At 71.5% G+C, this 24769-nt stretch carries 24 protein-coding genes; 13 read left to right on the forward strand and 11 right to left on the reverse strand.

The window, feature by feature from the left end:
* Window positions 1-19: 19 nt before the first annotated feature.
* Window positions 20-1555 carry an APC family permease gene (locus tag ACZ6TU_RS21270; protein WP_469550225.1) on the reverse strand — a complete coding sequence of 512 codons (1536 nt, stop codon included), beginning with the start codon at window positions 1553-1555 and terminating at the stop codon, window positions 20-22.
* Window positions 1556-1591: 36 nt separating this feature from the next.
* A complete protein-coding gene (locus ACZ6TU_RS21275; protein ID WP_467675688.1) occupies window positions 1592-2542 on the reverse strand; it encodes a hypothetical protein in 951 nt (316 codons plus the stop codon).
* Window positions 2543-2907: 365 nt separating this feature from the next.
* Here ACZ6TU_RS21275 and ACZ6TU_RS21280 point away from each other — a divergent pair, with 365 nt between their 5' ends.
* The 4 genes from ACZ6TU_RS21280 to ACZ6TU_RS21295 all read left to right on the forward strand — a co-directional run bounded on the left by ACZ6TU_RS21280 (window position 2908) and on the right by ACZ6TU_RS21295 (window position 5180).
* Window positions 2908-3807, forward strand: a complete 900-nt coding sequence (locus ACZ6TU_RS21280; protein WP_467675690.1) for a DMT family transporter — start codon at window positions 2908-2910, stop codon at window positions 3805-3807.
* A 48-nt stretch (window positions 3808-3855) separates the two neighbouring features.
* Window positions 3856-4371, forward strand: a complete 516-nt coding sequence (locus ACZ6TU_RS21285) for an NUDIX hydrolase (protein WP_467675921.1) — start codon at window positions 3856-3858, stop codon at window positions 4369-4371.
* 84 nt (window positions 4372-4455) lie between these two features.
* Window positions 4456-4848: a YidH family protein gene (locus tag ACZ6TU_RS21290; protein WP_338776857.1), complete on the forward strand. Its 393-nt coding sequence runs from the start codon at window positions 4456-4458 to the stop codon at window positions 4846-4848.
* Window positions 4845-5180: a DUF202 domain-containing protein gene (locus ACZ6TU_RS21295; protein ID WP_467675692.1), complete on the forward strand. Its 336-nt coding sequence runs from the start codon at window positions 4845-4847 to the stop codon at window positions 5178-5180. The genes ACZ6TU_RS21290 and ACZ6TU_RS21295 overlap by 4 nt, the downstream gene beginning before the upstream one ends.
* Before the next feature lie 394 nt (window positions 5181-5574).
* Here ACZ6TU_RS21295 and ACZ6TU_RS21300 read toward each other — a convergent pair whose 3' ends face one another.
* Entirely contained in the window at window positions 5575-6519 is a 945-nt protein-coding gene (locus tag ACZ6TU_RS21300; RefSeq protein ID WP_467675694.1) for an NADP-dependent oxidoreductase, read from the reverse strand.
* Between the two features lie 198 nt (window positions 6520-6717).
* On the opposite strand from ACZ6TU_RS21300, the gene ACZ6TU_RS21305 reads away from it, so the two are divergent.
* Both ACZ6TU_RS21305 and ACZ6TU_RS21310 read left to right on the forward strand, forming a co-directional pair.
* The gene (locus ACZ6TU_RS21305) at window positions 6718-7740 is read left to right on the forward strand and encodes a phosphotransferase family protein (protein ID WP_467675696.1); all 1023 of its coding nucleotides are present in this window, start codon (window positions 6718-6720) and stop codon (window positions 7738-7740) included.
* Between the two features lie 5 nt (window positions 7741-7745).
* Window positions 7746-8969 (forward strand): acyl-CoA dehydrogenase family protein, encoded by a 1224-nt coding sequence (locus ACZ6TU_RS21310; protein WP_469550233.1) that lies wholly within the window; start codon window positions 7746-7748, stop codon window positions 8967-8969.
* 174 nt (window positions 8970-9143) lie between these two features.
* Here the strand turns inward: ACZ6TU_RS21310 and ACZ6TU_RS21315 are convergent, their stop codons facing one another.
* Genes ACZ6TU_RS21315 through ACZ6TU_RS21325 form a run of 3 tightly spaced genes read right to left on the reverse strand, consistent with a single transcriptional unit; the run spans window position 9144 to window position 12200 of the window.
* On the reverse strand, window positions 9144-9737 hold the full coding sequence (locus ACZ6TU_RS21315) for a TetR/AcrR family transcriptional regulator (protein WP_467675699.1): 594 nt from the start codon (window positions 9735-9737) through the stop codon (window positions 9144-9146).
* Between the two features lie 28 nt (window positions 9738-9765).
* Complete coding sequence (locus ACZ6TU_RS21320; protein WP_469550236.1) at window positions 9766-11430, reverse strand: class I adenylate-forming enzyme family protein; 1665 nt, start codon at window positions 11428-11430, stop codon at window positions 9766-9768.
* Window positions 11427-12200, reverse strand: a complete 774-nt coding sequence (locus ACZ6TU_RS21325; protein WP_467675703.1) for an SDR family oxidoreductase — start codon at window positions 12198-12200, stop codon at window positions 11427-11429. Before ACZ6TU_RS21325 ends, ACZ6TU_RS21320 begins: the two co-directional genes overlap by 4 nt.
* A 224-nt stretch (window positions 12201-12424) precedes the next feature.
* Here ACZ6TU_RS21325 and ACZ6TU_RS21330 point away from each other — a divergent pair, with 224 nt between their 5' ends.
* Window positions 12425-13660, forward strand: coding sequence for an exo-beta-N-acetylmuramidase NamZ family protein (locus ACZ6TU_RS21330; RefSeq protein WP_467675705.1), 1236 nt, complete (start codon window positions 12425-12427; stop codon window positions 13658-13660).
* 107 nt (window positions 13661-13767) lie between these two features.
* On the forward strand, window positions 13768-15081 hold the full coding sequence (locus ACZ6TU_RS21335) for a serine-threonine protein kinase (RefSeq protein ID WP_469550240.1): 1314 nt from the start codon (window positions 13768-13770) through the stop codon (window positions 15079-15081).
* Window positions 15082-15287: 206 nt separating this feature from the next.
* Here the strand turns inward: ACZ6TU_RS21335 and ACZ6TU_RS21340 are convergent, their stop codons facing one another.
* Entirely contained in the window at window positions 15288-18086 is a 2799-nt protein-coding gene (locus ACZ6TU_RS21340; protein ID WP_467675709.1) for a penicillin acylase family protein, read from the reverse strand.
* Between the two features lie 266 nt (window positions 18087-18352).
* Here ACZ6TU_RS21340 and ACZ6TU_RS21345 point away from each other — a divergent pair, with 266 nt between their 5' ends.
* The gene (locus tag ACZ6TU_RS21345; RefSeq protein ID WP_467675711.1) at window positions 18353-18955 is read left to right on the forward strand and encodes a hypothetical protein; all 603 of its coding nucleotides are present in this window, start codon (window positions 18353-18355) and stop codon (window positions 18953-18955) included.
* Between the two features lie 75 nt (window positions 18956-19030).
* Window positions 19031-19771, forward strand: coding sequence for a 3-keto-5-aminohexanoate cleavage protein (locus ACZ6TU_RS21350; RefSeq protein ID WP_467675922.1), 741 nt, complete (start codon window positions 19031-19033; stop codon window positions 19769-19771).
* Window positions 19772-19950: 179 nt separating this feature from the next.
* On the opposite strand, the gene soxR is transcribed toward ACZ6TU_RS21350, so the two are convergent.
* Window positions 19951-20415, reverse strand: a complete 465-nt coding sequence (gene soxR, locus ACZ6TU_RS21355; protein ID WP_467675712.1) for a redox-sensitive transcriptional activator SoxR — start codon at window positions 20413-20415, stop codon at window positions 19951-19953.
* A gap of 107 nt (window positions 20416-20522) precedes the next feature.
* Between soxR and ACZ6TU_RS21360 the strand changes: the two genes are divergently transcribed.
* Entirely contained in the window at window positions 20523-20984 is a 462-nt protein-coding gene (locus tag ACZ6TU_RS21360) for a MaoC family dehydratase (RefSeq protein ID WP_467675714.1), read from the forward strand.
* 10 nt (window positions 20985-20994) lie between these two features.
* On the opposite strand, the gene ACZ6TU_RS21365 is transcribed toward ACZ6TU_RS21360, so the two are convergent.
* The 3 genes from ACZ6TU_RS21365 to ACZ6TU_RS21375 all read right to left on the reverse strand — a co-directional run bounded on the left by ACZ6TU_RS21365 (window position 20995) and on the right by ACZ6TU_RS21375 (window position 23194).
* Window positions 20995-21624, reverse strand: coding sequence for a TetR/AcrR family transcriptional regulator (locus tag ACZ6TU_RS21365; protein WP_467675716.1), 630 nt, complete (start codon window positions 21622-21624; stop codon window positions 20995-20997).
* Window positions 21625-21734: 110 nt separating this feature from the next.
* Entirely contained in the window at window positions 21735-21983 is a 249-nt protein-coding gene (locus ACZ6TU_RS21370; RefSeq protein ID WP_467675718.1) for a YiaA/YiaB family inner membrane protein, read from the reverse strand.
* Window positions 21984-22042: 59 nt separating this feature from the next.
* On the reverse strand, window positions 22043-23194 hold the full coding sequence (locus ACZ6TU_RS21375) for an acyl-CoA dehydrogenase family protein (protein WP_469550246.1): 1152 nt from the start codon (window positions 23192-23194) through the stop codon (window positions 22043-22045).
* Between the two features lie 76 nt (window positions 23195-23270).
* Here ACZ6TU_RS21375 and ACZ6TU_RS21380 point away from each other — a divergent pair, with 76 nt between their 5' ends.
* Together ACZ6TU_RS21380 and ACZ6TU_RS21385 are read left to right on the forward strand one after the other, a co-directional pair.
* Window positions 23271-23912, forward strand: a complete 642-nt coding sequence (locus tag ACZ6TU_RS21380) for a TetR/AcrR family transcriptional regulator (RefSeq protein WP_467675722.1) — start codon at window positions 23271-23273, stop codon at window positions 23910-23912.
* Between the two features lie 60 nt (window positions 23913-23972).
* The gene (locus tag ACZ6TU_RS21385; RefSeq protein ID WP_467675723.1) at window positions 23973-24683 is read left to right on the forward strand and encodes an ArsR/SmtB family transcription factor; all 711 of its coding nucleotides are present in this window, start codon (window positions 23973-23975) and stop codon (window positions 24681-24683) included.
* The last annotated feature ends 86 nt before the right edge of the window (window positions 24684-24769 follow it).

Here is a 24769-nt window from a genome sequence, read left to right on the forward strand (position 1 = left end):
ACTTCTTACGTGGCCGGGGTCAGGACGACGCGGCCTTGTCCAGCTGGAACGCCTCGTTGCCGAGCCCGATCCGGGCGTGCTTCTCGGGGGCGCGGGCGCGCAGCACCAGGCCCAGGGCCAGGCCTGCGACCAGAGCCAGGCCGATGGTGCCGGGCAGCACCCAGCTCAGCGAGGAGCCCGGGCCGGCGCCGACGAGGACCTCGAAGTCCTTCACCGTGTAGCCGGCGATCACGAGCAGGGCGAGGCCCGCCAGCGCGGAGGTGACCAGCCGCCAGGCCTGGGCGCCCGCGGCGCCCCGGCGGACGAAGAAGACGACGACCGACAGGGAGGCAGCCGCCATCAGCACGATCACGCCGAGGGCGCCGATGTTGCCGAACCAGGTGAACAGGTGCAGGACGGGCGCCGTCGGGTCGCCGACCGGCCCGTCGTCGGCGATCGCGAAGGCGACCACGACCACCACGGCCACGACGGTCTGGAGCAGCGAGCCGGTGCCGGGAGCACCGCTGGTGCCGCTGGTGCGGCCGAAGGCGGTGGGCAGCAGGCCCTCGCGGCCCATGGCGAAGGCGTACCGGGCGACGACGTTGTGGAAGCTGAGCAGCGCGGCGAACATGCCGGTGACGAACAGGACGTGCAGGACGTCCGTGAAGGTGCCGCCGAGACGGGAGTCGGTGAGGAAGAACAGCAGCCCGGCGCTCTGCTTCTGTGCCGTGCCGATGATCGCGGAGGGGCCGGTGGCGACGGTGAGGGCCCAGCTGCTCAGCGCGAAGAAGACGGCGACCCCGCCGACGGCGAGGAACATCACGCGCGGCACCAGGACGTGCGGGCGGCTGGTCTCCTCGGCGTACACGGGCGCCTGCTCGAAGCCGAGGAACGCGGCGATGCAGAAGCACAGCGCGGTGCCGACGCCCGCGCCGGTGAGGGTGTCCGGGTTGAAGGCGTGCAGCGAGAGGCCTTCCTTGCCGGGGTCGGCGAGGGCGGCGACGTCGAAGATCACCACGAGGAGCACCTCGATGACGAGCAGCACGCCGAGCACGCGCGCGTTGACGTCGATCTTCAGCCAGCCGAGCAGACCGACGGCGAGCGCGGCCACGAGCGCCGGTATCCACCAGGCGATCTCCACCTCGGCGTAGGTGGCGAGGAGCCCGGAGACCTCGAAGCCGAAGATGCCGTAGATGCCGATCTGGAGCGCGTTGTAGGCGACGAGGGCGACCAGGGCGGCGCCCGCGCCGGCGGTGCCGCCGAGGCCGCGGGAGATGTACGCGTAGAAGGCGCCGGCGTTGTGGACGTGGCGGCTCATCTCGGCGTAGCCGATGCTGAACAGGATCAGTACGACGCCGAGGACGACGAAGAGCAGCGGCTGGCCGACGATGCCCATCACCGCGAATGTAGTGGGCATGACACCCGCGACCACCATGAGCGGGGCGGTCGCGGCGAGGACGGAGAGCAGCAGGCCCCCGGTGCCGAGCCGGTCGGCGCGCAGGGCGCGCTCCTGCCCCTTGAACGTACTGATGCCGCCCGGGGCGGATGTGCTCGTGCTCGAACTGTCCGTGGTCATCGGGAGAGCGTCCTCACTTCTGGATTTCCGGGGGTGTCAGGCCGCGCCGAGCGCGGCGGCGCGGGCGGCGGCGAAGGCGGTGTGCGGGTCGCGGTCCGGGTACGACCAGGGCGCGGGGGTGGCGTGCCGGCCGATCCGGTGGAACAGGGCGGCGGCCTCGGCGCCCCGCCCCTCGCAGAACTTGGCGTGGGCGAGGAAGTTCAGGTCGATCAGCCGGCGCGGATGCCCCTCCAGTTCCCACTCCAGCCACCAGTCGAAGGCGGCCTTCATCACCTGCCGGGCGCGGCGGCCGGTCCAGTGCCCCGATGCGGCCGGGTCGGCGGGTTCGTATTCGGCGGCGGCCAGCACGCGGAAGCGCTCGGCGTGGGCGATGACCGGCAGGATCGCGAGCGGTGAGTCGGCTGGTGCCTGTTCGGCGGCCCAGTTGGCGAACTCGTAGACCTCGTGCAGCGGATCCGGGCCGGCCTCCGTGCGGCGTGCGGCGAGCCGGGCGACCATCAGGTGGTGGGCGTGGTGGTGGTCGGCGTACCGGGCGCGGACCTGCTCGAAGGCGCGGACCACGTCCTGGTCGGTGCCGACCGCGCACTCCAGCAGGAGCAGGCCGAGCCAGGGGGTGGGGTCGGCGGGGGCGCGGGCGGCGGCGGTCTCACAGGCCTCGCGGGCCCGGACCGGCTTGCCCTTGCCGTGCAGGGACCGCCGGACCTGGGCGAGGGCGAGCAGGACGGAGGCGTCGGCGGACTCGGGTTCGGCGAGCAGCCACTCGCGGGACCATGCGGCGCAGTAGGACTCCCGGGCCAGGACCGTGACGCGGTGGCCGCGCCGGTCCCAGTCGTCTCCGGTGTGCACCAGCAGGGAGCGGGCGTTCTGCCAGCGGCCCTGCGCCAGCGCGGCGCGCGCGGCCACGAGGTCGGCGTCGTCGAGGGCCTCGTCGAAGGCCTGAGACGCACGTCTGCGGCCACGGCCGAGGGGAGGCGGGGGTGGGGGCACCGCGGAACTTCCTCACGCGCTCTTCTTGTGTTCCGGCTCACGGCCGTTGATGGAGCGCGTGTGTGCGCTTCGCCATGAACTGATCACACACAGCCAACCCCCAGCCAACGGTTGACGTCAAGAGTCACAAGGGCGTTACACGCGTCAACTGCTGTTACGAGTGAGGGTTTTGTGATCAGCGAGAGAGCAGAGGAGGATGTGACGGGCATCCGATTTATCCGTTTCGCCCTTTGTGGCGTGCGTCATAGTGCTGAGTGGTCAGCGCCCCGCACGATGGGACGACGTACGGGCGCGCCGGGCGAAGCCGGCCGGTACAGTCGGCCCCTACGCCATAGTGACCCGACCTGACGATCGAGGTACACCGCGTGTCGGTTCTAGTACTGGTGCTCGCCGTGAGTGCCGCCTGCTGTCTGGGCTTCGGCTTCGTGCTCCAGCAGAACGCGGCCCAGCGCGCCCCGCTCAACGACTTCCTGTCCTTCCGGCTGCTGGTCGACCTGGTGAAGGTGCCGCGCTGGCTCGGCGGTATCGCGCTGATGGTGGTCGGCATGGCGCTGGGCGCCGCCGCGCTGGGGCAGGGCGAGCTGTCGCTGGTGGAGCCGCTGCTGGCGACGAACCTGCTGTTCGCGCTCGCGCTGTCCCGCCGGCAGACCCGGCAGCCGCTCGGCCGCCAGGGCTGGGCGGGACTGCTGCTGCTGGCGGGCGGGGTGAGCGCGTTCATCGTGGCGGGCGAGCCGCAGGGCGGCGCCGCGACGGCCGATCCGACGCGACAGTGGCTGATCATCGGGGCCATGGTCGGGCTCGCCCTGCTGTTCACGGCGCATGCGAAACGCTCCCGGCTGAGCTCCGGGCCGGTGCTGCTGGCCCTGGCCGCCGGGCTGCTCTACGGCGTGCAGGACGCGCTGACCCGGGTGAGCGGGGAGAAGTTCTCCGAGGGCGGCTTCACCGAGCTGCTGACCGGCTGGCAGCCGTACGCCGTGCTCGCGCTGGGCGTCACGGGGCTGCTCCTCGTGCAGAGCGCCTTCGAGACCGCGTCCCTGCGCAAGTCACTGCCCGCCCTGACCGCGGCCCAGCCGATCGCCGGGATCATCTGCGGCGTCGGCTTCCTGGGCGACCGGCTGCGGACCGACGCGGTGGCCATGAGCTGGGAGGCGGGCGGTCTCCTGGCCGTGGTGGCCGGGATCGTGCTGCTGGGTCTCCATCCGGCCATGCCGACGGGGACGGCGGAGCGGGCACCCGTGGGGCGGCTTCAGCCGCAGCCGCAGTGACGCCTCGCGCCCTGCTTGGATGAGGGCATGAGTGCTGTGGACGACGGCATGAGTGCCGCTGACGAGATCCTCGACATCGTCGACGAGAACGACCGGGTCATCGGGCAGTCGCCCCGGGGCGAGGCCTACGCCAGGGGTCTGCGGCATCGCTGTGTGTTCATCCAGGCCCGGGACGCCGAGGGACGGATCTTCGTGCACCGGCGGACGCCGACCAAGCTGGTCTTCCCCTCCCTGTACGACATGTTCGTCGGCGGAGTGGTCGGCGCGGGCGAGGCCTACGACACCGCGGCCCTGCGCGAGGCCGAGGAGGAACTGGGCGTGACGGGTCTGCCGCTCCCGCGGTACCTCTTCAAGTTCCTCTACGACGACGGCGCCGGCCAGACCTGGTGGTCGGCCGTATACGAGGTCCGCTGCGACCTTCCCGTACAGCCGCAGGTCGAGGAGGTGGCCTGGCACGACTTCCTGTCCGAGGACGAGGTGCGGCGGCGCCTGCGGGACTGGGAGTGGGTACCGGACGGACTGGCGGCGTACGAGCGGCTCAGGGCGTTCCGGTCGACGGACTGAGCGGGTTGTCCCAGGGCTGCGGAGGGACATGGCGGAGGCGGCACTGGCAACGCCCGGTGACGTGTCCCCGGTAGGGTCGCGCACGTGATCGAGTTCGTACGGAACGTCCGCTTGTGGTTCGCGCCCGCGCAGGTGCGGCAGGACGGCGAGACGCCCGACTACCGGTTCTCGCTGGCGAACGAACGCACCTTCCTGGCCTGGCTGCGCACCGCGCTCGCGCTGATCGGCGGCGGCTTCGCCGTGGACCAGTTCCTGCCGGACCTGCGCTGGGGCTGGCGGGTGGGGCTGGCGCTCGCGCTGCTGGCCGCGGGCGTGCTGTGCTCGCTGCGCGCGGTCAACCACTGGGTGCGCTGCGAGCGGGCCATGCGCCGGGGCGAGGACCTGCCGGTGTCCCGGTTCCCGGCGGTGCTGAGCCTCGTCGTCGCGATCGTGGCCCTCGCCATGGTCGTCGTGGTGCTCGTGGGGTGGGAGGGGTGATCGCGCCGGCGGCCCGGCGGCAGGACCCCGACCGCGACCCCGGGCTGCAACCCGAGCGGACCCGGCTCGCGTGGCGGCGTACGACACTGTCGGGCACGGTCTCCGCCGTGCTCGCCGTGAAGACCGCGCTGCACGGTGGGGCGTCGGCGCCCGGGCTCGTCGCGTGCGCGCTGTGCTGCGTCCTGTGGCTGGGCTTCCTGAGCATCGCCCACCGCCGCATCCGCGCTCTCTCGGCCACCGCCAGCCCCGCCGCGTTAGCACCCCGGCACGCCACGGCCGCGGTGCTGTGCACGCTGGCGATGGCGGTGTGCGGGGCGGCGCTCGTTCTCTAGGGGCGGGGCGGCGCTCGTTCTCTAGGGGCGGGACGCCGCGGGCGACTGCCGCCGGGGTCCGCCCGCCAGGGCGCCGGCCGCCGTGCACCGCACGCCGGACGCCAGGATCCCGCACGCCGCCAGGGCGCCGGACGCCGGACGCCGGACGCCGCACACCAGAGCGCCACACGCCAAGGCGCCGCGACGCCGGGACGCCGCACGCCGGACGTCACAGCGCCGGCCGCCGGTGCACCGCACGCCGGACGCCAGGATCCCGCACGCCGCCAGGACGCAGGGCGCCGAACGCCGGACGCCGCACACCAGAGCGCCACACGCCAAGGCGCCGCGACGCCGGGACGCCGCGCACCAAGGCACTGCACGCCGCGACGCCGCATCCAGGGTGCGGCCCCGGCGGCTACGTCTCCTCCGTCTCCCAGTCCACCGTCACGACGATCTTGCCGCGGGTCCGGCCCTCCTCGTTCAGCCGGTGCGCGTCCGCCGCCCGTTCCAGCGGGAACGTCTCGGAGACATGCACGCTCACCACGCCCTGTTCCGCCAGTTCGGCCAGCCGCTGGAGGTCCTCGGCGTCGGGGCGGACGAAGTAGTAGCGGCCGCCGTAGTTCACGACGCCGACGTCGGCGATCGACACCAGGCGGCCCTCGGGGGCCAGCAGGTTCGCAGAGACCTGCAGCGTCTCCCCGCCGACCGTGTCGAACACCGCGTCCACGCCCTCGGGCGCCAGCCCGCGCACGCGCTCCCTCAGGCCCTCGCCGTACGCCACCGGCTCCCCGCCGAGGCCGCGCACGAAGTCGTGGTTGGACTCGCTGGCCGTGCCGATCACCCGGGCACCGAGGTGGGCGGCCAGCTGTACGGCGAGCGAGCCGACCCCGCCGGCCGCGGCGTGCACCAGAATGGTCTCGCCCCGCTTCACCTGGAGCACCTTGACCAGCACCTGGTAGGCGGTGAGCCCGACCAGCGGCAGTCCGGCCGCCTCCTCGAAGGAGAGGTTGCGCGGCTTGCGCGCGAGGGTGCGCAGGGGCGCGGCCACGTACTCGGCGAAGGTGCCGCGGGAGAGGAAGTCCTCGCGTACGTATCCGATGACCTCGTCGCCGACGTCGAACTCCGACACGGCCACACCGGGCCGTACGACGACGCCCGAGACGTCCCAGCCGGGCACCACGGGGAAAGCGGCTTCGAAGAGCCCTTCGAGATGGCCCTCGCGAGCCTTCCAGTCGACGGGGTTCACGGCCGCCGCCCGCACCTTCACCAGCACCGAGTCCGGGCCGACCTTGGGATCGCGGACCTCCCCGAACGCCAGCACCTCGGGTCCGCCGTACCGTGAGTAGCTGATCGCCTTCATGGCTTCGACCTTCCGGGCTCCCCTTACGGCTCGCAAGCCGGATGGCCTGAACGAACCGGCCGAAACCTCCCTGGCTCCCCGCGGCGGGAGCCGGCGGCCTATCGTGGCTCCGATCACGTTTCGGCCCCACTCTGGACGACATACCGACCGGTCGGCATCATGAGTCGGGAACTGTTCCCCTGCCCGTAGGAGCGACGCATGAGCCCCGACCACCCGCCCGGACTCGACCTGGACCGGCTGCGCGGCCTGCTCGACCGCGAGCGGCCCGGCCTGGTGAGCGGCGCGCTGTCCGGCCGGCTGATCGAGGGCGGACGGTCGAATCTCACCTACGCCGTCTCCGACGGCACCTCCCGGTGGGTCGTACGGCGGCCCCCGCTCGGCCATGTCCTGGCCACCGCGCACGACATGAAGCGCGAGCACCGCGTGATCAGCGCGCTGCACCCGACCGCCGTGCCGGTTCCGCGGCCCGTGCTGCTGTGCGAGGACGAGGAGGTGCTCGGCGCGCCGTTCTACGTCATGGAGTTCGTCGAGGGCACCCCGTACCGCACGGCCGACCAGCTCGCCCCGCTCGGTCCGGAGCGGACCCGGGGCGCGGTGCTGAACCTGGTGGACGCGCTGGTGGAGCTGCACGCGGTGGACCCGGGCGAGGTGGGGCTCGCGGACTTCGGCCGGCCCGAGGGCTTCCTGGACCGGCAGCTGCGACGCTGGGGCAAGCAGCTGGACGCCTCGCGCAACCGCGAGCTGGCCGGGATCGACGAGCTGCACGCGACGCTCGGACGGCGGCTGCCCTCCTCCCCCGCCCCGGCCGTGGTGCACGGCGACTACCGGCTGGACAACGTCCTGATCGGCGAGGACGACCGCATCAAGGCGATCCTCGACTGGGAGATGTCCACCCTGGGCGACCCCCTCACCGACCTGGGCCTGCTGGCGATGTACAGCCTGCCGCTCGACGCCCCTGACTCCCCCGTCTCCACGACGGCCGAGGCGCCGGGACACCCGGACCCGGCCGAACTGATCGAGCGGTACGCCGCGCGCTCGGGGCGCGACGTCTCCGCGGTCTCCTGGTACACGGCGTTCGCCTGGTTCAAGCTCGCCGTGATCCTGGAGGGCATCCACTACCGCTACACCCTGGGCCAGACGGTCGGGCGCGGCTTCGACCGCATCGGTGACCTGGTTCCGGTCTTCATCGAGCACGGTCTCACCACTCTTCAGGAAGGCTGACGGACATGGACTTCGCGTTCGACGCGCGCACCGAGGAGCTGCGCGGCAAGCTGCTGGCCTTCATGGACGAGTACGTCTATCCGGCCGAGGCCGTCGCGCACGAGCAGCGGGCCCTGCTCTCCTCGCCGTGGGAGACCCCGGCGGTGGTCGAGGAACTGAAGGCCGAGGCGCGCAGGCAGGGCCTGTGGAACCTCTTCCTGCCGGACTCCGAGTACGGCGCGGGGCTCACCAACCTCCAGTACGCGCCGCTCGCCGAGATCATGGGGCGCTCCCCGCAGCTCGCCCCGACGGTGACGAACTGCGCGGCACCCGACACGGGCAACATGGAGGTGCTCACCCAGTTCGGCGACGAGCAGCAGCGCAAGCAGTGGCTGGAGCCGCTGCTCGCGGGCGAGATCCGCTCGGCGTTCGCGATGACCGAGCCGGAGGTGGCCTCCTCGGACGCCACCAACATCACGACGCACATCGAGCCGGCCCCCGACGGCACGGACGAGTACGTCATCACCGGCCGCAAGTGGTACATCTCCGGGGCGATGCACCCGGACTGCAAGATCTTCATCGTGATGGGCAAGACGGACCCGGAGGGTTCCGACATCCGCCGTCAGCAGTCGATGATCCTGGTCCCCCGTGACACCCCGGGCGTGACGATCAAGCGGGCGATGCAGGTCTTCGGCTACGAGGACCACTACCACGGCGGCCATGCCGAGGTGATCTTCGACCACGCGCGCGTGCCGGCGTCGAACCTCATCGGCGAGGAGGGCGCCGGCTTCGCCATCGCACAGGCCCGGCTCGGTCCCGGCCGGATCCACCACTGCATGCGGCTGATCGGGATGGCGGAGCGGGCGATCGAGCTGATGTGCCGGCGGGCCACGTCCCGTACGGCCTTCGGGAAGGCGCTGGCCCAGCAGGGTGTGGTGCACAACTGGATCGCGGATGCGCGGGTGACCGTCGAGCAGTTGCGGCTGCTGGTTCTGAAGACGGCGTGGCTGATGGACACGGTCGGGAACAAGGGGGCGCACACCGAGATCCAGTCGATCAAGATCGCTACGCCCCGGGCGGTCGTGGACATTCTCGACCGGGCGATTCAGTTGCACGGGGCGGGGGGTGTGAGTCAGGACTTCCCGCTGGCGGAGCTGTACGCGGGAGCGCGGACGCTGATGATCGCCGACGGGCCGGACGAGGTGCATCAGCGGTCGCTGGCGCGGCGGGAGCTGAAGCGGTACGTGTGACGCGGCGGGGCGGCGGGGTTTTCTCGCCCCGCCGCCCCTGCCCTCCCCCATCATCCCCAGGGGCTCCACCCCTTCGACCCCGCTGGGGGCTGGGCCCCCAGACCCCCCTTCGGCCTGAACGGCCTCGTCCTCAAACGCCGGACGGGCTGGAAGTGGCTCAGCCCGGCATTTCCCTTACGGGCGCAGGGCTCGCAGCAGCAGGTCCGCCAAGTGGTCGGCTACCTGCTGGGGGCTCATCGGGCCCTCGGGGCGGTACCAGGTCGACAGGTGGTGGACCGAGCCGAAGTGGTAGTCGACCACCAGGTCCGCCGGGGTCGCCTTGGAGAAGACGCCCGACTGCTGGCCCTCTTCGACCAGCGCGCGGAAGCGCTCGTGGTAGCGGCGGCGCTCGGCGCGGACCTGCTTGTTCTTCTCGGGGCTCAGATGGTGCATCGACCGCCAGAAGATCATCGCGTCGTCGAGGTTGTCGATGGTCGTCACCACGACATCCGCGGCCGCGGCCCGCAGCCGCTTCTCCACCGGCTCATCGGCGTCCGCGACGGCGTCCAGTCTCTCCTGCTGGATGCGCAGCACGCGCGCGTACACCTCGTGCAGGAGGTCGTCCTTGGAGCCGAAGTAGTGGTACAGCGCCCCCTTGGTGACCCCGGCCGCCTCGACGATCTCCTGCACCGAGGTCCGGTCGTAGCCCCGCTCGGCGAAGAGCCGGGTGGCGGCGGCCAGGAGCCGCTGAGGTACGGGGGTGCCGTCCGAGTCCGTCGTCCTGGGCACTGCCGCCACCTGCCTTTCCGTACTGCTGTCAGTTGCCTTGCGTCCGGGAACGAAGCTCCCGACGGAGGATCTTCCCACTGGCCGTCTTCGGCAAGTCCGGCAGGATCTCCACCTGGCGCGGATATTTGTAGGCGGCCAGTCTCTCCTTGCAGTAGGCGGCGAGTGCATCCGGGTCCGTGTCGGCGTCCGGACGCACGCTGATGTACGCCTTGACGGTCTCCCCGCGATACCCGTCGGGCACGCCGACGACAGCGGCCTCGCGCACCGCCGGGTGCGTGTAGAGCACGTCCTCGACCTCGCGCGGCCACACCTTGAAGCCGGACGCGTTGATCATGTCCTTCTTGCGGTCGACGACGTACAGCCAGCCCTGCTCGTCCATGAAGCCGATGTCGCCGGTGCGCAGTTCGGCGCCGGGGAACGTCTCGGCGGTGGCGTCGGGGCGCCGCCAGTAGCCGGGCACGACCTGCGGGCCCCGTACGACGATCTCGTTCTGCTCGCCGAACGGCACCTCGTCGCCGTTGTCGTCGACGATGCGTACGACCGTGTCGGGGCCCGGCAGGCCGACCGCGAGGGTCCCTGAGACCGGGTCGACGGGCGCTTCCAGACCGGGCGGCACGGAGGCGCACGGCGCGGTGCACTCGGTCAGCCCGTAGCCGTTGCGGATGTACGGACCGAAGCCCGCCCGGAACCTCTCCACCAGCGCGGGCGGCAGCGGGGCACCACCGGAGGAGATCACCCGGAAGGAGGAGAAGTGGTCGCGGGTGACGGACGGGTGCGCGGCCAGCGCCATGAAGGCCGTGGAGGGGCCGACGGTGTAGTGCGGCCGGTGCTCGGCGAACGCGTCGAGCACCACCCCCGCGTCGAAGCGGTAGGCCAGCACGAGCGTGCCCGCGCTGCTCAGGCAGGCGCCGAACTGGCAGACCATGCCGGTGATGTGGAACAGCGGCGCCAGCGCGAAGTACACGGGCCGCTCGGGCAGACCGAGGATCGTCCGCTGCCGCTCGGCGTTGTACATGATGTTGCCGTGTGTGTTGGTGGCGCCCTTGGGCGTGCCGCTGGTGCCCGAGGTGTAGCTGATCAGCGCGATGTCGGAGGGACCGGGGTCCCGGTCCTCGGGCGCCTTGTTGCCGGCCCGGGCCACAGCCACCAGGTCGTCGGCGTCCGGGGCCTGCGGCAGCCGCTCGAAGGTCAGCACGCGCGCGTCGCCCCGCGTCTGGAAATCCAGCTCGCATCCGGTGAGCACGATCCGCACGGGCGAGTCCGCCACCGTCTCGCGCAGATACGACTCCCACGCCCGGTCCGAGCAGACCAGCGCGGCGACCTCACCGTCCCGCAGGACGTGGGCCACCTCACCCGACTTGTACATCGGGTTGACGGGCACGACGACCGCACCCGCCTTCCAGGCGCCCAGCAGGGCGAGCACGAAGTGCGGGGAGTTCTGCAGCAGTACCGCGACCCGGTCGCCGCGCTCCAGTCCGCGCGCCACGAGATACCCGGCGACGGAGTCGCTGAGCTCGTCGATGTCCCGGTAGGTCAGGCGGCCGTCGAAGTAGGCCAGGAAGTAGTTGTCCGGTGTCTCGGCCACGCCCCGGCGCAGGGCGTGCACGAGGGAGTCGGCGGGGCTTATCGCGCCCTTCTGGGCGTCACTCAGCAGGTCCAGCCAGGGTTTGGCCGCGTAACGGGACTCGGTCACCGGTTCTCCTCCCACTGCTGCTGGATGCGGTTCATGCCGGTCAGCCACCGGTCGGGGTCACTGGCCCGAGCCTGGTGGTAGGCGGCGACCTCGGGGTGCGGCAGGATCAGGAAGCGGTCCTCCTCGATGCCCTTCACCAGGGCGTCCGCCACTGCCTCCGGCTCGATCGCGGTCGGCTGGAGCACCAGGTCGCCCGCGCTGCCGGTGGCGGCCAGCATGTCCGTGCGTACACCCTGCGGGCAGATGGCATGGACCTTCACGCCCCGGTGCCGGTACGTCAGCGAGAGCCACTCGGCGAAGGCGAGGGCGCCGTGCTTGGTGACGGCGTAGGGTGCGGCGCCGATCATGGTGAGCAGCCCGGCGGCGGAGACGGTGGAGACGAACCGGCCGCTGCCCCGCTCCAGCCAGGCGGGCAGCAGCTCATGAGCGGCCCGGACGTGCGCCATGACGTTCACGTCCCAGGAGGTCGCCCACGCCTTTTCGTCCAGCGCCTGACCGGAATCGATGCCGTCGAAGGCGACACCGGCGTTGGCGCAGTACACGTCGACCGTCCCGTCGAGCGCGTCGCGGGCGTCGGCGACGATCCCCGAGGCGTCACCGGGCACGGCGATGCCCCCGATTTCGTCCGCAACGGCCTTGGCCCGCGCGGCATCCAGGTCGTTGACGACGACCCGGGCCCCTTCGGCGGCGAAGCGCCGGGCGAGGGCGGCCCCGATGCCACCACCAGCGCCCGTGACCACGACTCCAGCACCCTCAACGGCTTCCACCATCGGTCTCCTTCGAGGCGACTCGTTCCTGCTCCGCGCCAGACTAACCGGTCGGTATGTAGCTGGGAAGGGATGTCGGCAACGCCCCTCAAGGGGCGCGGGGCCGAACCGATGTGCGGCTCCGCCGCGTGAGCGCGGTCGACCCCAGGCGGCCCGCGGCCTCCACACAGCCCGCGGGAGCGCATACCGTGCCCATGCCGACCGTCCCCGCTCAAGGAGGTCACCGCATGCGCCCTTCAAGACGAGCCGTACTCGCGGCGGCCACGGCAGCAGCCGCCTCAGTCACACCCACCGCGACCGCGGCCCAGCGCCACAGGCAACTGCGCACCGGCTTCGAACGACTCGCCCACGACGGCTACGCCCTGCTCGACGGCCACAACATCGGGATCGTCACCAACCCCACCGGCATCACCCGCGACGTCCGCCACATCGTCGACGTCATGCACGAAGACGACCGCGTCGATCTCACCGCCGTCTTCGGCCCCGAGCACGGCTTCCGCGGCACCGCCCAGGCCGGCGGCTCCGAGGGCCGCTACGACGACCCGGCGACGGGCCTGCCCGTCTACGACACGTACCTCAAGAGCGGCCGCCCGCTCGCCGACATCTTCACCGCGTCCGGCGTGGACACGGTCGTGTTCGACATCCAGGACGTCGGCGCGCGCTTCTACACGTACATCTGGACGCTGTACGACTGCATGGAGGCCGCGCGGCTCGCCGGCAAGCGGTTCGTGGTCCTGGACCGGCCCAACCCGGTCACGGGACGTGCGGCGCTGGGGCCGGTGCTGCACAAGGAGTTCGCCACGTTCGTCGGGCGGCAGCCCATCTCCCAGGCCCACGGGATGACCGTCGCGGAGCTGGCACGGCTGTTCAACGAGGAGTTCCTGACCGAGCCGGTTCCGCTGGAGACCGTGCCGATGTCGGGCTGGAAGCGCTCCGACTTCCACGACGCCTCCGGGCTGCCCTGGGTGCCGCCGAGCCCGAACATGCCGACGCCGGAGACGGCCCTGGTGTACTCCGGGACGTGCCTGTTCGAGGGCACGAACCTGTCGGAGGGGCGCGGCACGACCCGGCCGTTCGAGCTGCTCGGCGCGGAGGGTGTCGACCGGCGCTGGGCCGCCGCCGCGAACGAACTCGCCCTGCCCGGCGTGCGCTTCAGGGAGGCGTACTTCGCGCCCACCTTCTCGAAGTTCCAGGGCAGGACGATCGGCGGGGTGCAGGTCCACGTGCATGACCGGGACGTCTTCGATCCCGTACGGACGGGGATCGCCCTGCTCGTGACCGCCAGGAAGGTGTGGAGCGGGTTCGCCTGGCGCCCCGACCACTGGATCGACAAGCTCACCGGCTCCGCGCGCGTGCGGACGATGATCGACGCGGGCGCGGACACCGACGAGGTCGTGGCGGGGTGGCAGGAGGAGCTGGCGGCGTTCCGGAGAATGCGGCGGAAGTACCTCCTCTACCGCTGAGCGCGGCCTCGCGCACCCAATGCGCCCGTGACGTATGGCCAAGTTCCCCCGTTGGCAGGACGATGCGCCACAACGCGCGCGTCACCCGGGGGAACAGGGGGCCTGTCATGGCGGATCCGGCGATGAGCGTGACTCCCTACTGGGAGCTGACCTTCGACGCGGACGGGGACCCGGCGGGCCGCCAGCGCGACCGGCTGCTCGCCGGGGTGACCGAACGGAAGGTGCGCGACCTCGTCGTCTTCGCGCACGGCTGGAACAACGACCGCTCGGGTGCGACCCGGCTCTACGACCGGTTCCTGGCGCCCGTCCCGCGGCTGGCCCCGGCGGCCCGGATCGGGTACGTCGGGGTGCTGTGGCCGGCCATGCGGTTCTCCGACGAACCCATCCCGGACTTCCCGCGGGCCGTGGCGGCCGAGGCACCCCGGCGCCCGGTGCTCGACAAGGACACGCGGCACGCGCTGCTGGAGTCCTTCCCGGGCCGGGCGATCCTGGTCGACCAGATCGCCCGGCTGCTGGAGCAGCAGCCGCCGGAGGAGGCCGAACTGGAGGAGTTCGGGCGGTTGGTGCGGCTGCTGGTGGAGGTGGTGGCGCCCGGGCCGCAGGCGCTGTTCGCGGCGGACACGGTGGCGGAGGGCGTGCCGCAGAGCGAGCCGGAGATGTTCGCCGGCTCGGCGGCGGCCTGCGAGGAGTTCGCGCGGGCGCTGGCGGGGCTCGAAGCGTCCGGCGCGCAGCAGGGGTTCGGCCTCCCCAACCCCTGGGAGGGTGCCCACGAGTTGCTGCGGCAGGCGACGTACTACGCGATGAAGCGCCGCGCGGGAACCGTCGGTGAGCGAGGTCTCGGCCGGGTCGTCGGGCAGCTCGCGGAGGCGGCGCCGGGCGTGCGCGTGCACCTGGTGGGGCACAGCTTCGGCGCGCGGCTGGTGTCGTTCGCGCTGCGCGGCCTCCCCGAGGGCGTGCGCACGGTGAAGTCGGTGACGCTGCTCCAAGGGGCGTTCTCGCACTACGCGTTCGCGGCCCGGCTGCCGCACGACGCGCGCGCCGGAGGGGTGCTCCAGGGGCAGCAGAACCGCGTCGACGGTCCGGTGGTGTGCTGCCACTCCCGGCACGACTCGGCCCTGGGCACGATGTATCCGCTGGCCTCACGCATGGCCGGCGACAGCCGGACGGTCGCGGGCCTCGGCATCGGGCGGGCCCTGGGCGCCAAGTGGGGTGCGATGGGCTACGGCGGGGTGCAGGCGGTGCCGGGCACGCGCGCGTACACCCTCTCCGAGGCCCTGCGGGCGAAGCTGCCCGCCTCGGGGTGCGTGAACGTCGACGCGGCGGCGGTGGTCAGACGCGGTGGCCCGCCCGCCGGCGCGCACAGCGACATCCTGCACGAGGAACTGGCCCGGCTGGTGCTGGCGGCGGGCCGCGTCCGCTGACCCGCCGCCCAGGACCTGTCGTTTGGGTCAGGTCGCAGGGAATCGACGGCATCTCTTCAGTGCCGGTGAGCGGGGCCTGGTGCGTGCAGCTGCAAGGCGGAGGAGGGCGTCGATGCGGAGCATCGGCAACCGACGACAACGCCGCCGATGCGCGTGCCAGGCCCCGCGTCTGCGATCTGATCCAAACGACAGGACCGAGCCCTGTGTCACCGGTGCGAGGTGAACTCCACGACCTGCTGGTAGGTCGGCCGGTTCTGCCAGCTGATCTTGCCGTGCTTGATGCCGCCGAGGGTGCGGTGGATGACCGAGTCGGCGCACCACTGGTCGCCCGCCGAGCACTGGTCGTCCCCGGGATAGACCTGGGCCGCGGTCTTGCCGGCCGCCGCCTTCAGGGTGCTGATGAGGGTGTCACGGCAGGCGCGGAGGTCTCCGTCGCCGCAGTACCCGCGGGCCAGCGGCCCCCGCACCTGCTCGCCGAGAACGGCCCGGATGTCCTTGTCGACGTAGCTCCACCAGCCGTACTGGAAGGAGCTTCCGGCGTGCGACCCGGTGGGGCCGTGGGAGGCGGACGGGGACTCGTCGACGGGGAGGTTGGCGGTCATGGCCGCGAACAGCTCGCTGCCGAGGCCGGGTTCGAACTCGGCCTTGACCAGCAGCGGCCACCAGGCGTCCAGGATGCGGACCGCGTCGGCATCGGCGTACTTCTTCGAACCGGCCGAGGTCTCCGTGCGCTTGCCGCCCGCGGCGACCCACGCCTGGAGCTTGCCGACGGCGGCCGCGGCGGCGGGGTCGGTGACCGGCGCACTGTTGACGACCTTCAGCAGCTTGGGCAGGACGTCCTCCGCACGCAGGTCGGCCGTGCCCGCGTCGGCCATGGCCTTCACCAGCGAGGTCCTGGTCACCCCGCCCTGCTGGACCAGCTTCTTCACCCGGTCCTCGAGGAGGTTGCCGCGGTGCACGGAGCCGTTGCCCCAGGGCGCTGTCGTGTAGTCCTTGGCCTGCTTGTTGTTCCAGGAGATGTAGTAGTCCTGGTCGATGGAGTTGGGGTGGGCGGAGGGCGGGGTGTAGTCGGCCGTGTTGGTCGCCGGGTCCCAGCCCCGCCACTCGTACGCCGGCCGGGCCCACACCGGGAACTCGGCGTCGACGCCGTTCGCGCGCACCGGGTTGTCGCCGCTGTTGTAGTAAGCGGTGTGCTCGGAGTCGACGTAGAACCAGTTGAAGGTGTAGTTGATGTGCTGCACCGCCTTCTGGAACGACTCCGGGCCCTTGACGTAGTCCGGGTCGTTCAGCATCTGGAAGCCGATGATGGAGTCGGCCTCGTGCATGAAGGACGAGCGCAGGGTGGTGTAGGCGACCTTCTTGCCGCCGACCGTCGCGCGGTACTCGACGGGCCCGTACTTCGTGCGCCAGACGCGCATCGTGTAGGAGCCGGCCGCGGTGCCGTCGGCGGTCGTCGGCTTCCAGGCGTTCTTCCGCTCGATCTTCTCCATCGGCGTGCAGGTGCCGCGATACAGGTAGTGGTAGTCGTCCTGGCACAGTTCGACGGCGAACGTGTCGATGATGTCCTGGCCGGAGGTCGTGGCGCTCCACGAGTAGTCCTGGCCGCGCCCGAGTTCGACGTACATGCTCAGGCCCGCGAAGGAGGCGCCGCGGGCGCTGATGCCCGGGCCCTGGAGCTCCTGGAGGAGCAGCAGCTGGGGGGCGAAGTAGCCGGTCTGCGGGCCGAACACGGCGACCGGGTGGCCGCTGGCGGTGTGCTCGCCGCCCACCACGAGCGCGTTGGACATGCCGCGCTTGGCGGACGACAGGGCCGTCTTCGCCGCCTCGCTGGACGCCCCGGTGGCACTGGGCGTGGTGGCGCTGCCGGTGCGGTCGTGGACGAGCGGCTCCGGCTTCACCGAACCGGCGTCCGGCACGGCCGCGCCCTGCGGGTCGTCCGGCTTGGTCACGTACGGAAAGCTGCCGTCGTGGAGGGTGAGGACGGCCTCGGGGTCGTTGCGCTCCCGGAAGGACTCCCAGACCTTGGTGCCTTCCGCCACCCCGTACTTCTCCTGGGCGGCGAGCAGTGAGAGCGCGTTGTTGACCTCACCGCCCCCACCGGAGCCGAACAGCGCGCCGATGACGGACCCCAGCGCGACCATGTCGGTGATCTTGAAGTGCTCGATCCTCCCGGCGTTGGTGACCGAGTCCTTGTGTCCGGTGAGGACGTACTCACCGGGGAAGTACCGGCCGCTGTCGGAGGCGTCGATGTAGGCGTTGATGCCGTCGAGGTAGGCCTTGGCGTCGGCGAGGGCCAGCTTGCCGCGCTCGCCGTTGGTGGCGACGGCGTTGTCGATCTGCGCCTGGAGCTCGGCCTCGGAGTACGGGGCGTGCCGCCAGAACTGCTGTTCCAGGCCCTGGTTGGAGGGCGCGCCGCCCGCGAAGGAGGTCAGCTCACCGCGCCCGACGTGCCGGAAGACGTCCATCAGCCACAGCCGGTCCTGGGCGGCCGCATAGCCGGCACCGAACTCCGTGCCGTACCTGGTGGTACCGGTGATGTGCGGCACACCGGTCTTCTTGTCCCGGACGATCGTCACGTCACCGCGCCCGGCGGGTTTGACGGTGGAGGCGACCTGATCCGCCGGGACCCCGAACGACGCGTCGTTGAAGAAGTTGTTGATCTTGTCGTTGGTGAGGCCGGTGTACCCCTTGGCGAGGTCGGCGTAGGGCCCGAGCTGGTCCTCGGCGTGCTCGGGCTGGGTGCCGAATGCCTGGTTCAGGAGGATCTGCGCGAGGGTGGCGTTGCCGTTCTGTCCGGGCGGGAGGATGTCCGAACACTGGTTGCCGCAGTAGTCGTTCGCCGCCGCCTTGGCCTGCGCGGTCTCCGTCTCCGAGGCGGCCGCCTGCGACAGCGGCGACAAAAGACCTGCGATCAGCGCGCATACCGACGCGGTCTTCAGGAACCCGGGGATTCCGCGGGGAGTTCTCATTCTGTCGAGAACGGTGCGTGGGGTACGCCGTGGCATGTGGGGGGCTCCTCCCGATGGGGGTGGGCGGGATGTTACCGCCGGTATCCCCGGCATTGAAGATGAGCAAGCGTCACTTTTTGGAGTCAGCACAACAGGCACACGGACCACGGCAGTCGGCTCACGGGCCTCGTCGGACGGCTTATGGAGGCCATTTGAAATCGGATGGAGCCGATTCGCTTGTCGATACGTCTATTCGGCGACGTCCTTACGACGACGCCGAAGTGACCGGATTACAGGTGCAGGTGTGACGGAGGTGCAGGACGATGGCCGGTTTCCGGAGTCTGGCGAGACAGGTCCGCGATCCGCGGTGCGATCTGGCACTGCGGCGCTATTCGCTGCGCAAGTGCCTTGAGAGGTTCGCCCCTTACGGGCACAGGGCGACCTGGGACCATCTGTGTTCCCGGGCAGGATTCGGTCCCGAGGACCGGTCCCCCGATCCAGTGCGGCTCGTGGCCGCACTGGACGAACTGGAGGAGGCGCGGGCGGTCTGGCTGGCCTACGAGGTCGAGTTCGCCGAGCGCCGCAAGAAGGAGAAGCACGACGGACTGCGCCGGCCGGGCAGTGTGGACGACTGGCACCGGCTGACCTGGGGCGGTTTCGGCGTGGCGTGGTGCGACGATCCGGCGGTCCATCCCCGTGAACCGCTGGCCGAGGTGCTGCGCCGGCTGATCGCCGCGCTGGAGCGCGAGCCGGGCTCGACGTGCCCGGTGTGTGGCGGGGAGCGACTCGCCTGGAAGTACGACCTGGACCACGAGCCCTCGGCGGGTCCGGTCTGCACGGACTGCGGGATTCTCGTACCGCGTCCGGTGCTCACGCCCGAGTCCCTGACGGACGCCAGGCGGGCGAGGCTGTTGGTGTCGGCTTGACGGATGCGGGTGCGCGGGGGGTGCGCCGGGGATGCCGCACCCCCACTGTCGGTGGTGGCTGGCACCATCGTCGGCATGATGCAGGTGTGCCTGAACGGTTCGCGGACGGCCGCTGACGGTGTGGCCGTACCCCTGACACCCGAGTCGACGGCCGACTCGGCCACCGAGGCCGTGACCGCGGGGGCGACGGACATCCATGTCCACCCCAAGACACCTTGCGGGCGGGACACGTTGTCGCCGCGGGTGCTCGCGATGACGCTGTCGGCGATCCGGGCGCGGGTGCCGGTGCCGGTCGGTGTGACCACGGGCGCGTGGGCGGAGCCCGACCCCGCCGCCCGGCTGGATCGGATACGCGAGTGGACCGTGCTGCCCGACCACGCCTCGGTCAACTGGCATGAGCCGGGGGCGGAGGAGACGGCCGCGCTGCTCATGGAGCTCGGCGTGGGGGTTGAGGCCGGCATCTGGTCCGGAACGGACGGGGCGGAGCGGTTCGCGGCCTCGCCGCTCGGGCCGAAGGTGCTGCGGGTCTTGGCCGAGGTGACGGACACCGACCCTTCGAGTGCGGTGGCTTCTGCACGGGGGTTGTTGTCCGACCTTGGTGCCGCGCATGGGCGTCCTGTCCTGCTGCACGGGGAGGACGAGGGTGCGTGGCCGGTGCTGCGGCTTGCGGGGCGGCTGGGGTTGGCTACGCGGGTCGGCGTCGAGGATGTGCTGCGTCTGCCGACTGGACGACTGGCCGGGTCCAATGCGGAGTTGGTCGCGGCGGGGTTGGTGGAGTACGAGGCAGGTCAGCGAGGTGCTCAGCACCGTTGCTGAGGCCGGATGGGTCCGCAACCCGGCGGAACGAGGTGCCGCTGCGCCCACCCGTGCCACCCTGGAGGCACCTCCCAGGCCCTTAAGGCGCTGGGGGAGGCACGACTGCCCGCAGCTCAGCGGACCCGCAGTTCCGGGGACGCCCCCCGGCACGGCCCCGACCCACAAGCCGGCCGCAGGCGCTACCCGCGCCCCTTGTCCACCATCAGGCGCGACCCTGCGCGGCGTTCGCCGAAGACGTCGCCCGGGTTGGAGAGGACGCAGGTGTCGAGGGAGAGGCAGCCGCAGCCGATGCAGTCGGTGAGGTGGTCGCGGAGGCGGTTCAGCTGCTTGATGCGCTCCTCCAGCTCCGAGCGCCAGGCCTCCGAGAGATGCGCCCAGTCCTCCCGGGTCGGCGTCCGCTCCTCGGGAAGCTCCGCCAGCGCCTCGCGGATCGTCGCCAGCGGGATGCCGACCCGTTGCGCCGCCCGGATGAAGGCGACCCGGCGCAGCGTGTCACGCGAGTAGCGGCGCTGGTTGCCCGAAGTGCGGCGACTGCTGATCAGGCCCTTGGACTCGTAGAAGTGCAGGGCGGAAACGGCGGCCCCGCTGCGCGCCGCCAGCTGGCCGACCGTGAGCTCGTGGATCTTCTCTGAAATCTGGGGCACCGTCGAACCCTACCCAGTCCGTTGACACGGCTCCCCCAGCCGACCATGCTAAGCAGTCGCTTAGAGATACGAGCGCACGCAGACTCCCTGACGCGAGAGGCCGGGACATGGCACAGCCGAGGATCTTCACGTCCGTCGACGACCTGAAGTCGGCGGTGGGCGAGCAACTGGGGTACACCGACTGGCTCGACATCGACCAGAAGCGGATCGACCTCTTCGCGGAGGCCACCGGCGACCACCAGTGGATCCACATCGACCCGGAGAAGGCCGCCGCGGGCCCCTTCGGCACCACCATCGCCCACGGCTATCTCACCCTGTCGCTGCTCCCCCTGTTCGGACCGCAGCTGATCTCCGTCGAGGGCGTGAAGATGGGCGTCAACTACGGGACGAACAAAGTCCGTTTCCCCTCCCCCGTCCCCGTCGGCTCCCGGCTGCGCGCCACGGCGACGATCAACGGCGTCGACGACGTGCAGGGCGGCGTCCAGGTGACGGTCGCCTTCACCGTGGAACGCGAGGGCGGCGACAAGCCGGTGTGCGTCGCCGAGTCCGTCTCCCGCTACTACCTCTGATCCCGGCGGGCTACTTCTCCCCGGCCCCCACCATCCGCAGCACGAGGTCGGCGTACAGCGCGCCGACCTCGTCCGGCGTCCACGGCCCGTCGACGCTGAACCAACGGGCCACGTCGATGCACAGCGAGAGAACGGCCAGGGTCGTGCCCTTCACGTCCAGCACGTCGAACTCACCGGCCGCCACGCCGTCCTCGATGACCCCCTGCACCTCGGCGTCGCACTGCCGCCGCAGCGCGAGGATCTCGGCACGGGCGTCCGGACCGAGCGAGTCCAGCTCGTACTGGACGACCCGGGCGGTGGTGCGTCCGCCGGCGTGCCAGCGGACGAAGGAGCTGACCGCGCCTGCCAGCCGCTCCCGGGCGGTGCCCTCCCGCCGGGCCGCCGTCCGCAGGATCTCCAGGGCCTTCTCGTGGCCGATCCTGCTGATGCGGTGCAGCAGCTCTTCCTTGGTCTTGTAGTGGATGTAGAGCGCGGCCGGGCTCATCCCGGCGCGACCCGCGATGTCCCGGGTCGTCGTGGCGTGGTACCCGCGCTCGGCGAAGGCCTCCACCGCGGCGATCAGCAGCCGCCGCGCCGCGTCGGGCGTGACCTCGCCCCACGCCTGCGCCTCGCCGCCGGCCGTCTCCTCCGCCGTACTCATCACTCGCCCCTCTCCACTGACAGGGACAACACCATACCGCCGAAGGTGAGCGAGCGCTTAGTGTGACCGCCCCGGTGTGCCCCGTCAGTGCGACCGCCCGACGCGACCGCTCAGTGCTTCTCGAAGGGGCTGTACGAGTGCGCCGCCCCCTCCTGCCGGTCCCGGATCACCTTGGCGAGGGTGAAGGAGGAGGTGACCAGGTACAGGACGGCGATGGCGAGGAAGCCCCGCACCCAGGCGTCGGCGCTCAGCTGGAAGATGCCGATGGCGGTGGCCGCCATCGCGACGGCGAAGGAGGCGACGGCCTGGCCGTAGAAGGCGGCCGTGTTCTGCTGCTTGCTGCCCGGTGTGTCACTCATGGGGCAAGCTTCAGCGGACATGGCCCACGTCACATCCGCTGAAGTACTCAGGGACGTACTCAGAACGCCGAAACCCCCGTCAGCGCCCGCCCGATGACCAGCTTCTGGATCTGGCTCGTGCCCTCGTAGAGGGTCATCACGCGGGCGTCCCGCAGCAACTTGCCCGCGGGGTACTCGTCGATGTAGCCGTAACCGCCGAAGACCTGGAGCGCGTTGTTGGCGGCGCGGACGGCAGCCTCCGAGGCGAACAGCTTGGCCTTGGACGACTCGACGGCGAACGGCTGCCCGCGGTCGATCAGGTCGGCGACCCGCCAGGTCAGCAGCCGCGCGGCGTCCACGTCCACGGCGATGTCGCTGATCAGCTCCTGGACCAGCTGGTGGCGGGCGATGGTCTTCCCGAACTGCTCGCGCTCGCCCGCGTACCGCACTGCCGCGTCCAGCGCGGCCTGGGCTATGCCGACACAGCCCGCGGCGACCGACATCCGGCCCTTGGCGAGGGCGGACATGGCGATCGAGAAACCCTTGCCCTCCTCCCCAAGCAGCGCCGAGGCGGGCACCCGCACGTCCTCCAGCGCGAGCTCGGCCGTGGCCTGGCCGCGCAGTCCCAGCTTCCCGTGGATCGTGCGGCGCGTCAGGCCGGGCGTGCCGGTGGGGACCAGGAAGGCGGAGACGCCCTTGTGGCCGGGGGCGTCCGTGGAGCGGGCGAAGAGCAGGACGACGTCGGCCCAGGTGCCGTTGGTGATGAACATCTTGGTGCCGTTGATGACGTAGTCGTCGCCGTCCCGCACCGCCCGCGTCGCGAGGTTGCCGGCGTCCGAGCCGGTGCCCGGCTCGGTGAGGCCGAAGCAGCCGACCGACTCGCCGGACGTGAGCCCCGGCAGCCACCGCCGCTTCTGCTCCTCGCTCCCCCAGGCGGCGACGGTCTTGGCGACGAGCCCCAGCGAGACGGAGACGATCCCGCGCACGGACGAGTCACCCCGGCCGAGTTCCTCCGTGACCAGGCAGTACGCGAGATGGTCGCCGCCCGAGCCGCCGTACTCCTCGTCGATCGTCAGCCCCAGGAAGCCGACCTCGCCGAGCTTCTTGACGATCGCGCGGTCGACCTCCTCGGCGCGGTCCCAGGCGACGGCGTTCGGGGTGATCTCCCGCTCCACGAAGTCCCGTGCGAGCTGTCGGACGGCGCTCTGCTCCTCGCTGAGCTCCAGGTTCACCACGAGTCACCCCACTTGAAAACCGTACATTTAAATTAGCACTGCTAGTTTTGCGCTCAGCCCTACTATGTGCGCCATGGCCCGACCGCGCAAGCCCCTGCTCAGCACCGACCGGATCGTCGAGACGGCCCGCGCGCTCGTGGACACGGAGGGCCTCGCGGCCGTCTCCACCCGCCGGCTCGCCGCCGAACTCGGGGTCAGCGGGCCCTCGCTCTACAACCACTTCCGCACCAAGGACGAGATCCTGGAGGCGGTCGCCGACTCGGTGAGCGGCCAGGTGGACCTGACGATGTTCCAGGACGGCCGGGACTGGCGGACCGCCCTGCACGACTGGGCCGTCTCCTACCGGGCCGCGCTGCGCGACCACCCGAACATCGTCCCGGTGCTGGCCCGCGGCCCCGGCCGCCGCCCGGCGGGGCTGCGCCTCGCGGACGCCGTCTACGGCGCGATGGTCGAGGCGGGCTGGCCGCCGGCGCAGGCCACCTCCATCGGCGCGCTGATGCGCTACTTCGTGATGGGCTCCGCCCTCGGCTCCTTCGCCGGGGGCTTCGTGGACGACGCGAGCGCCTACGACCCCGCCGACTACCCCCATCTCCAGCAGGCCCATCTCCTCGCCGAGCAGCAGGAGAAGATCGACGAGCGGGCCTTCGAGACCGGGCTGACGGCCCTGCTGGACGGGCTGGCACGGCAGTACGAGCAGGTGCGGCGGACCGCGTAGCCACACCGCGGCGGCGATACTTCGGCGACGGCCGAAGGGTCCGTATTTCATGCTGGGGCCATGACGACGAGAGACCCGCAGGCCACGAGCCTGGCACGGCTCGCCGCGCTGTTCGCTGACGAGACCCGGGCCGGGTGCCTGCTGGCGCTGCTCGACGGACGGGCCTGGACCGCGAGCGAGCTGGCGCGGCACGCGGGTGTGGCCGCGTCGACGCTGAGCGAGCACCTCGGCAGGCTCGTCGCGGGCGGGCTGCTCGCCGAGGAGCGGCAGGGCCGGCACCGGTACGTCCGGCTGGCCGACGCGCGGGTCGCGCAGCTGGTGGAGGACCTGGCGGCGCAGGTCGCGCCGGGTACGGCCGCACGGCCGCGGAACCTGCGGGAGTCGAGCGCCGGTTCGGCGATGGCCCGGGGCCGCACCTGCTACGACCATCTCGCCGGGCGGCTCGGCATCGCGGTCACGGACGCGCTGACGGCGCGCGGGCTGCTGCTGCAGGAGACCGGGTTCGCGCTCACCGACGCCGGGCTGGCGTGGTTCGGGTCGGCCGGGATCGGCCTCGACCGGCGTGGCCGGCGTCCGCTGGCCCGTGCCTGTCTCGACTGGACCGAACGCCGGCCTCATCTCGCGGGCGTCGCGGGCGCGGCGCTGTGCCGGCACGCCCTGGAGACGGGGTGGTGTGTGCGTATCGGCTCCGAGCGGGCCGTGAAGGTGACGGCGGCCGGTGAAGGGGCCCTGTTCGAGCTGCTGGGCGTGGAGGCCGGGGCGCTGCGCTGACCCCGGGTCTCACCGAACGAGCCCACCACCTGATGGGCCGCTGAAGCTCCGTCCGATATTCGCGAGCGTCCGTTCCCTCTCCCCAC

Source organism: Streptomyces sp. NPDC052064 (genome assembly GCF_055585925.1).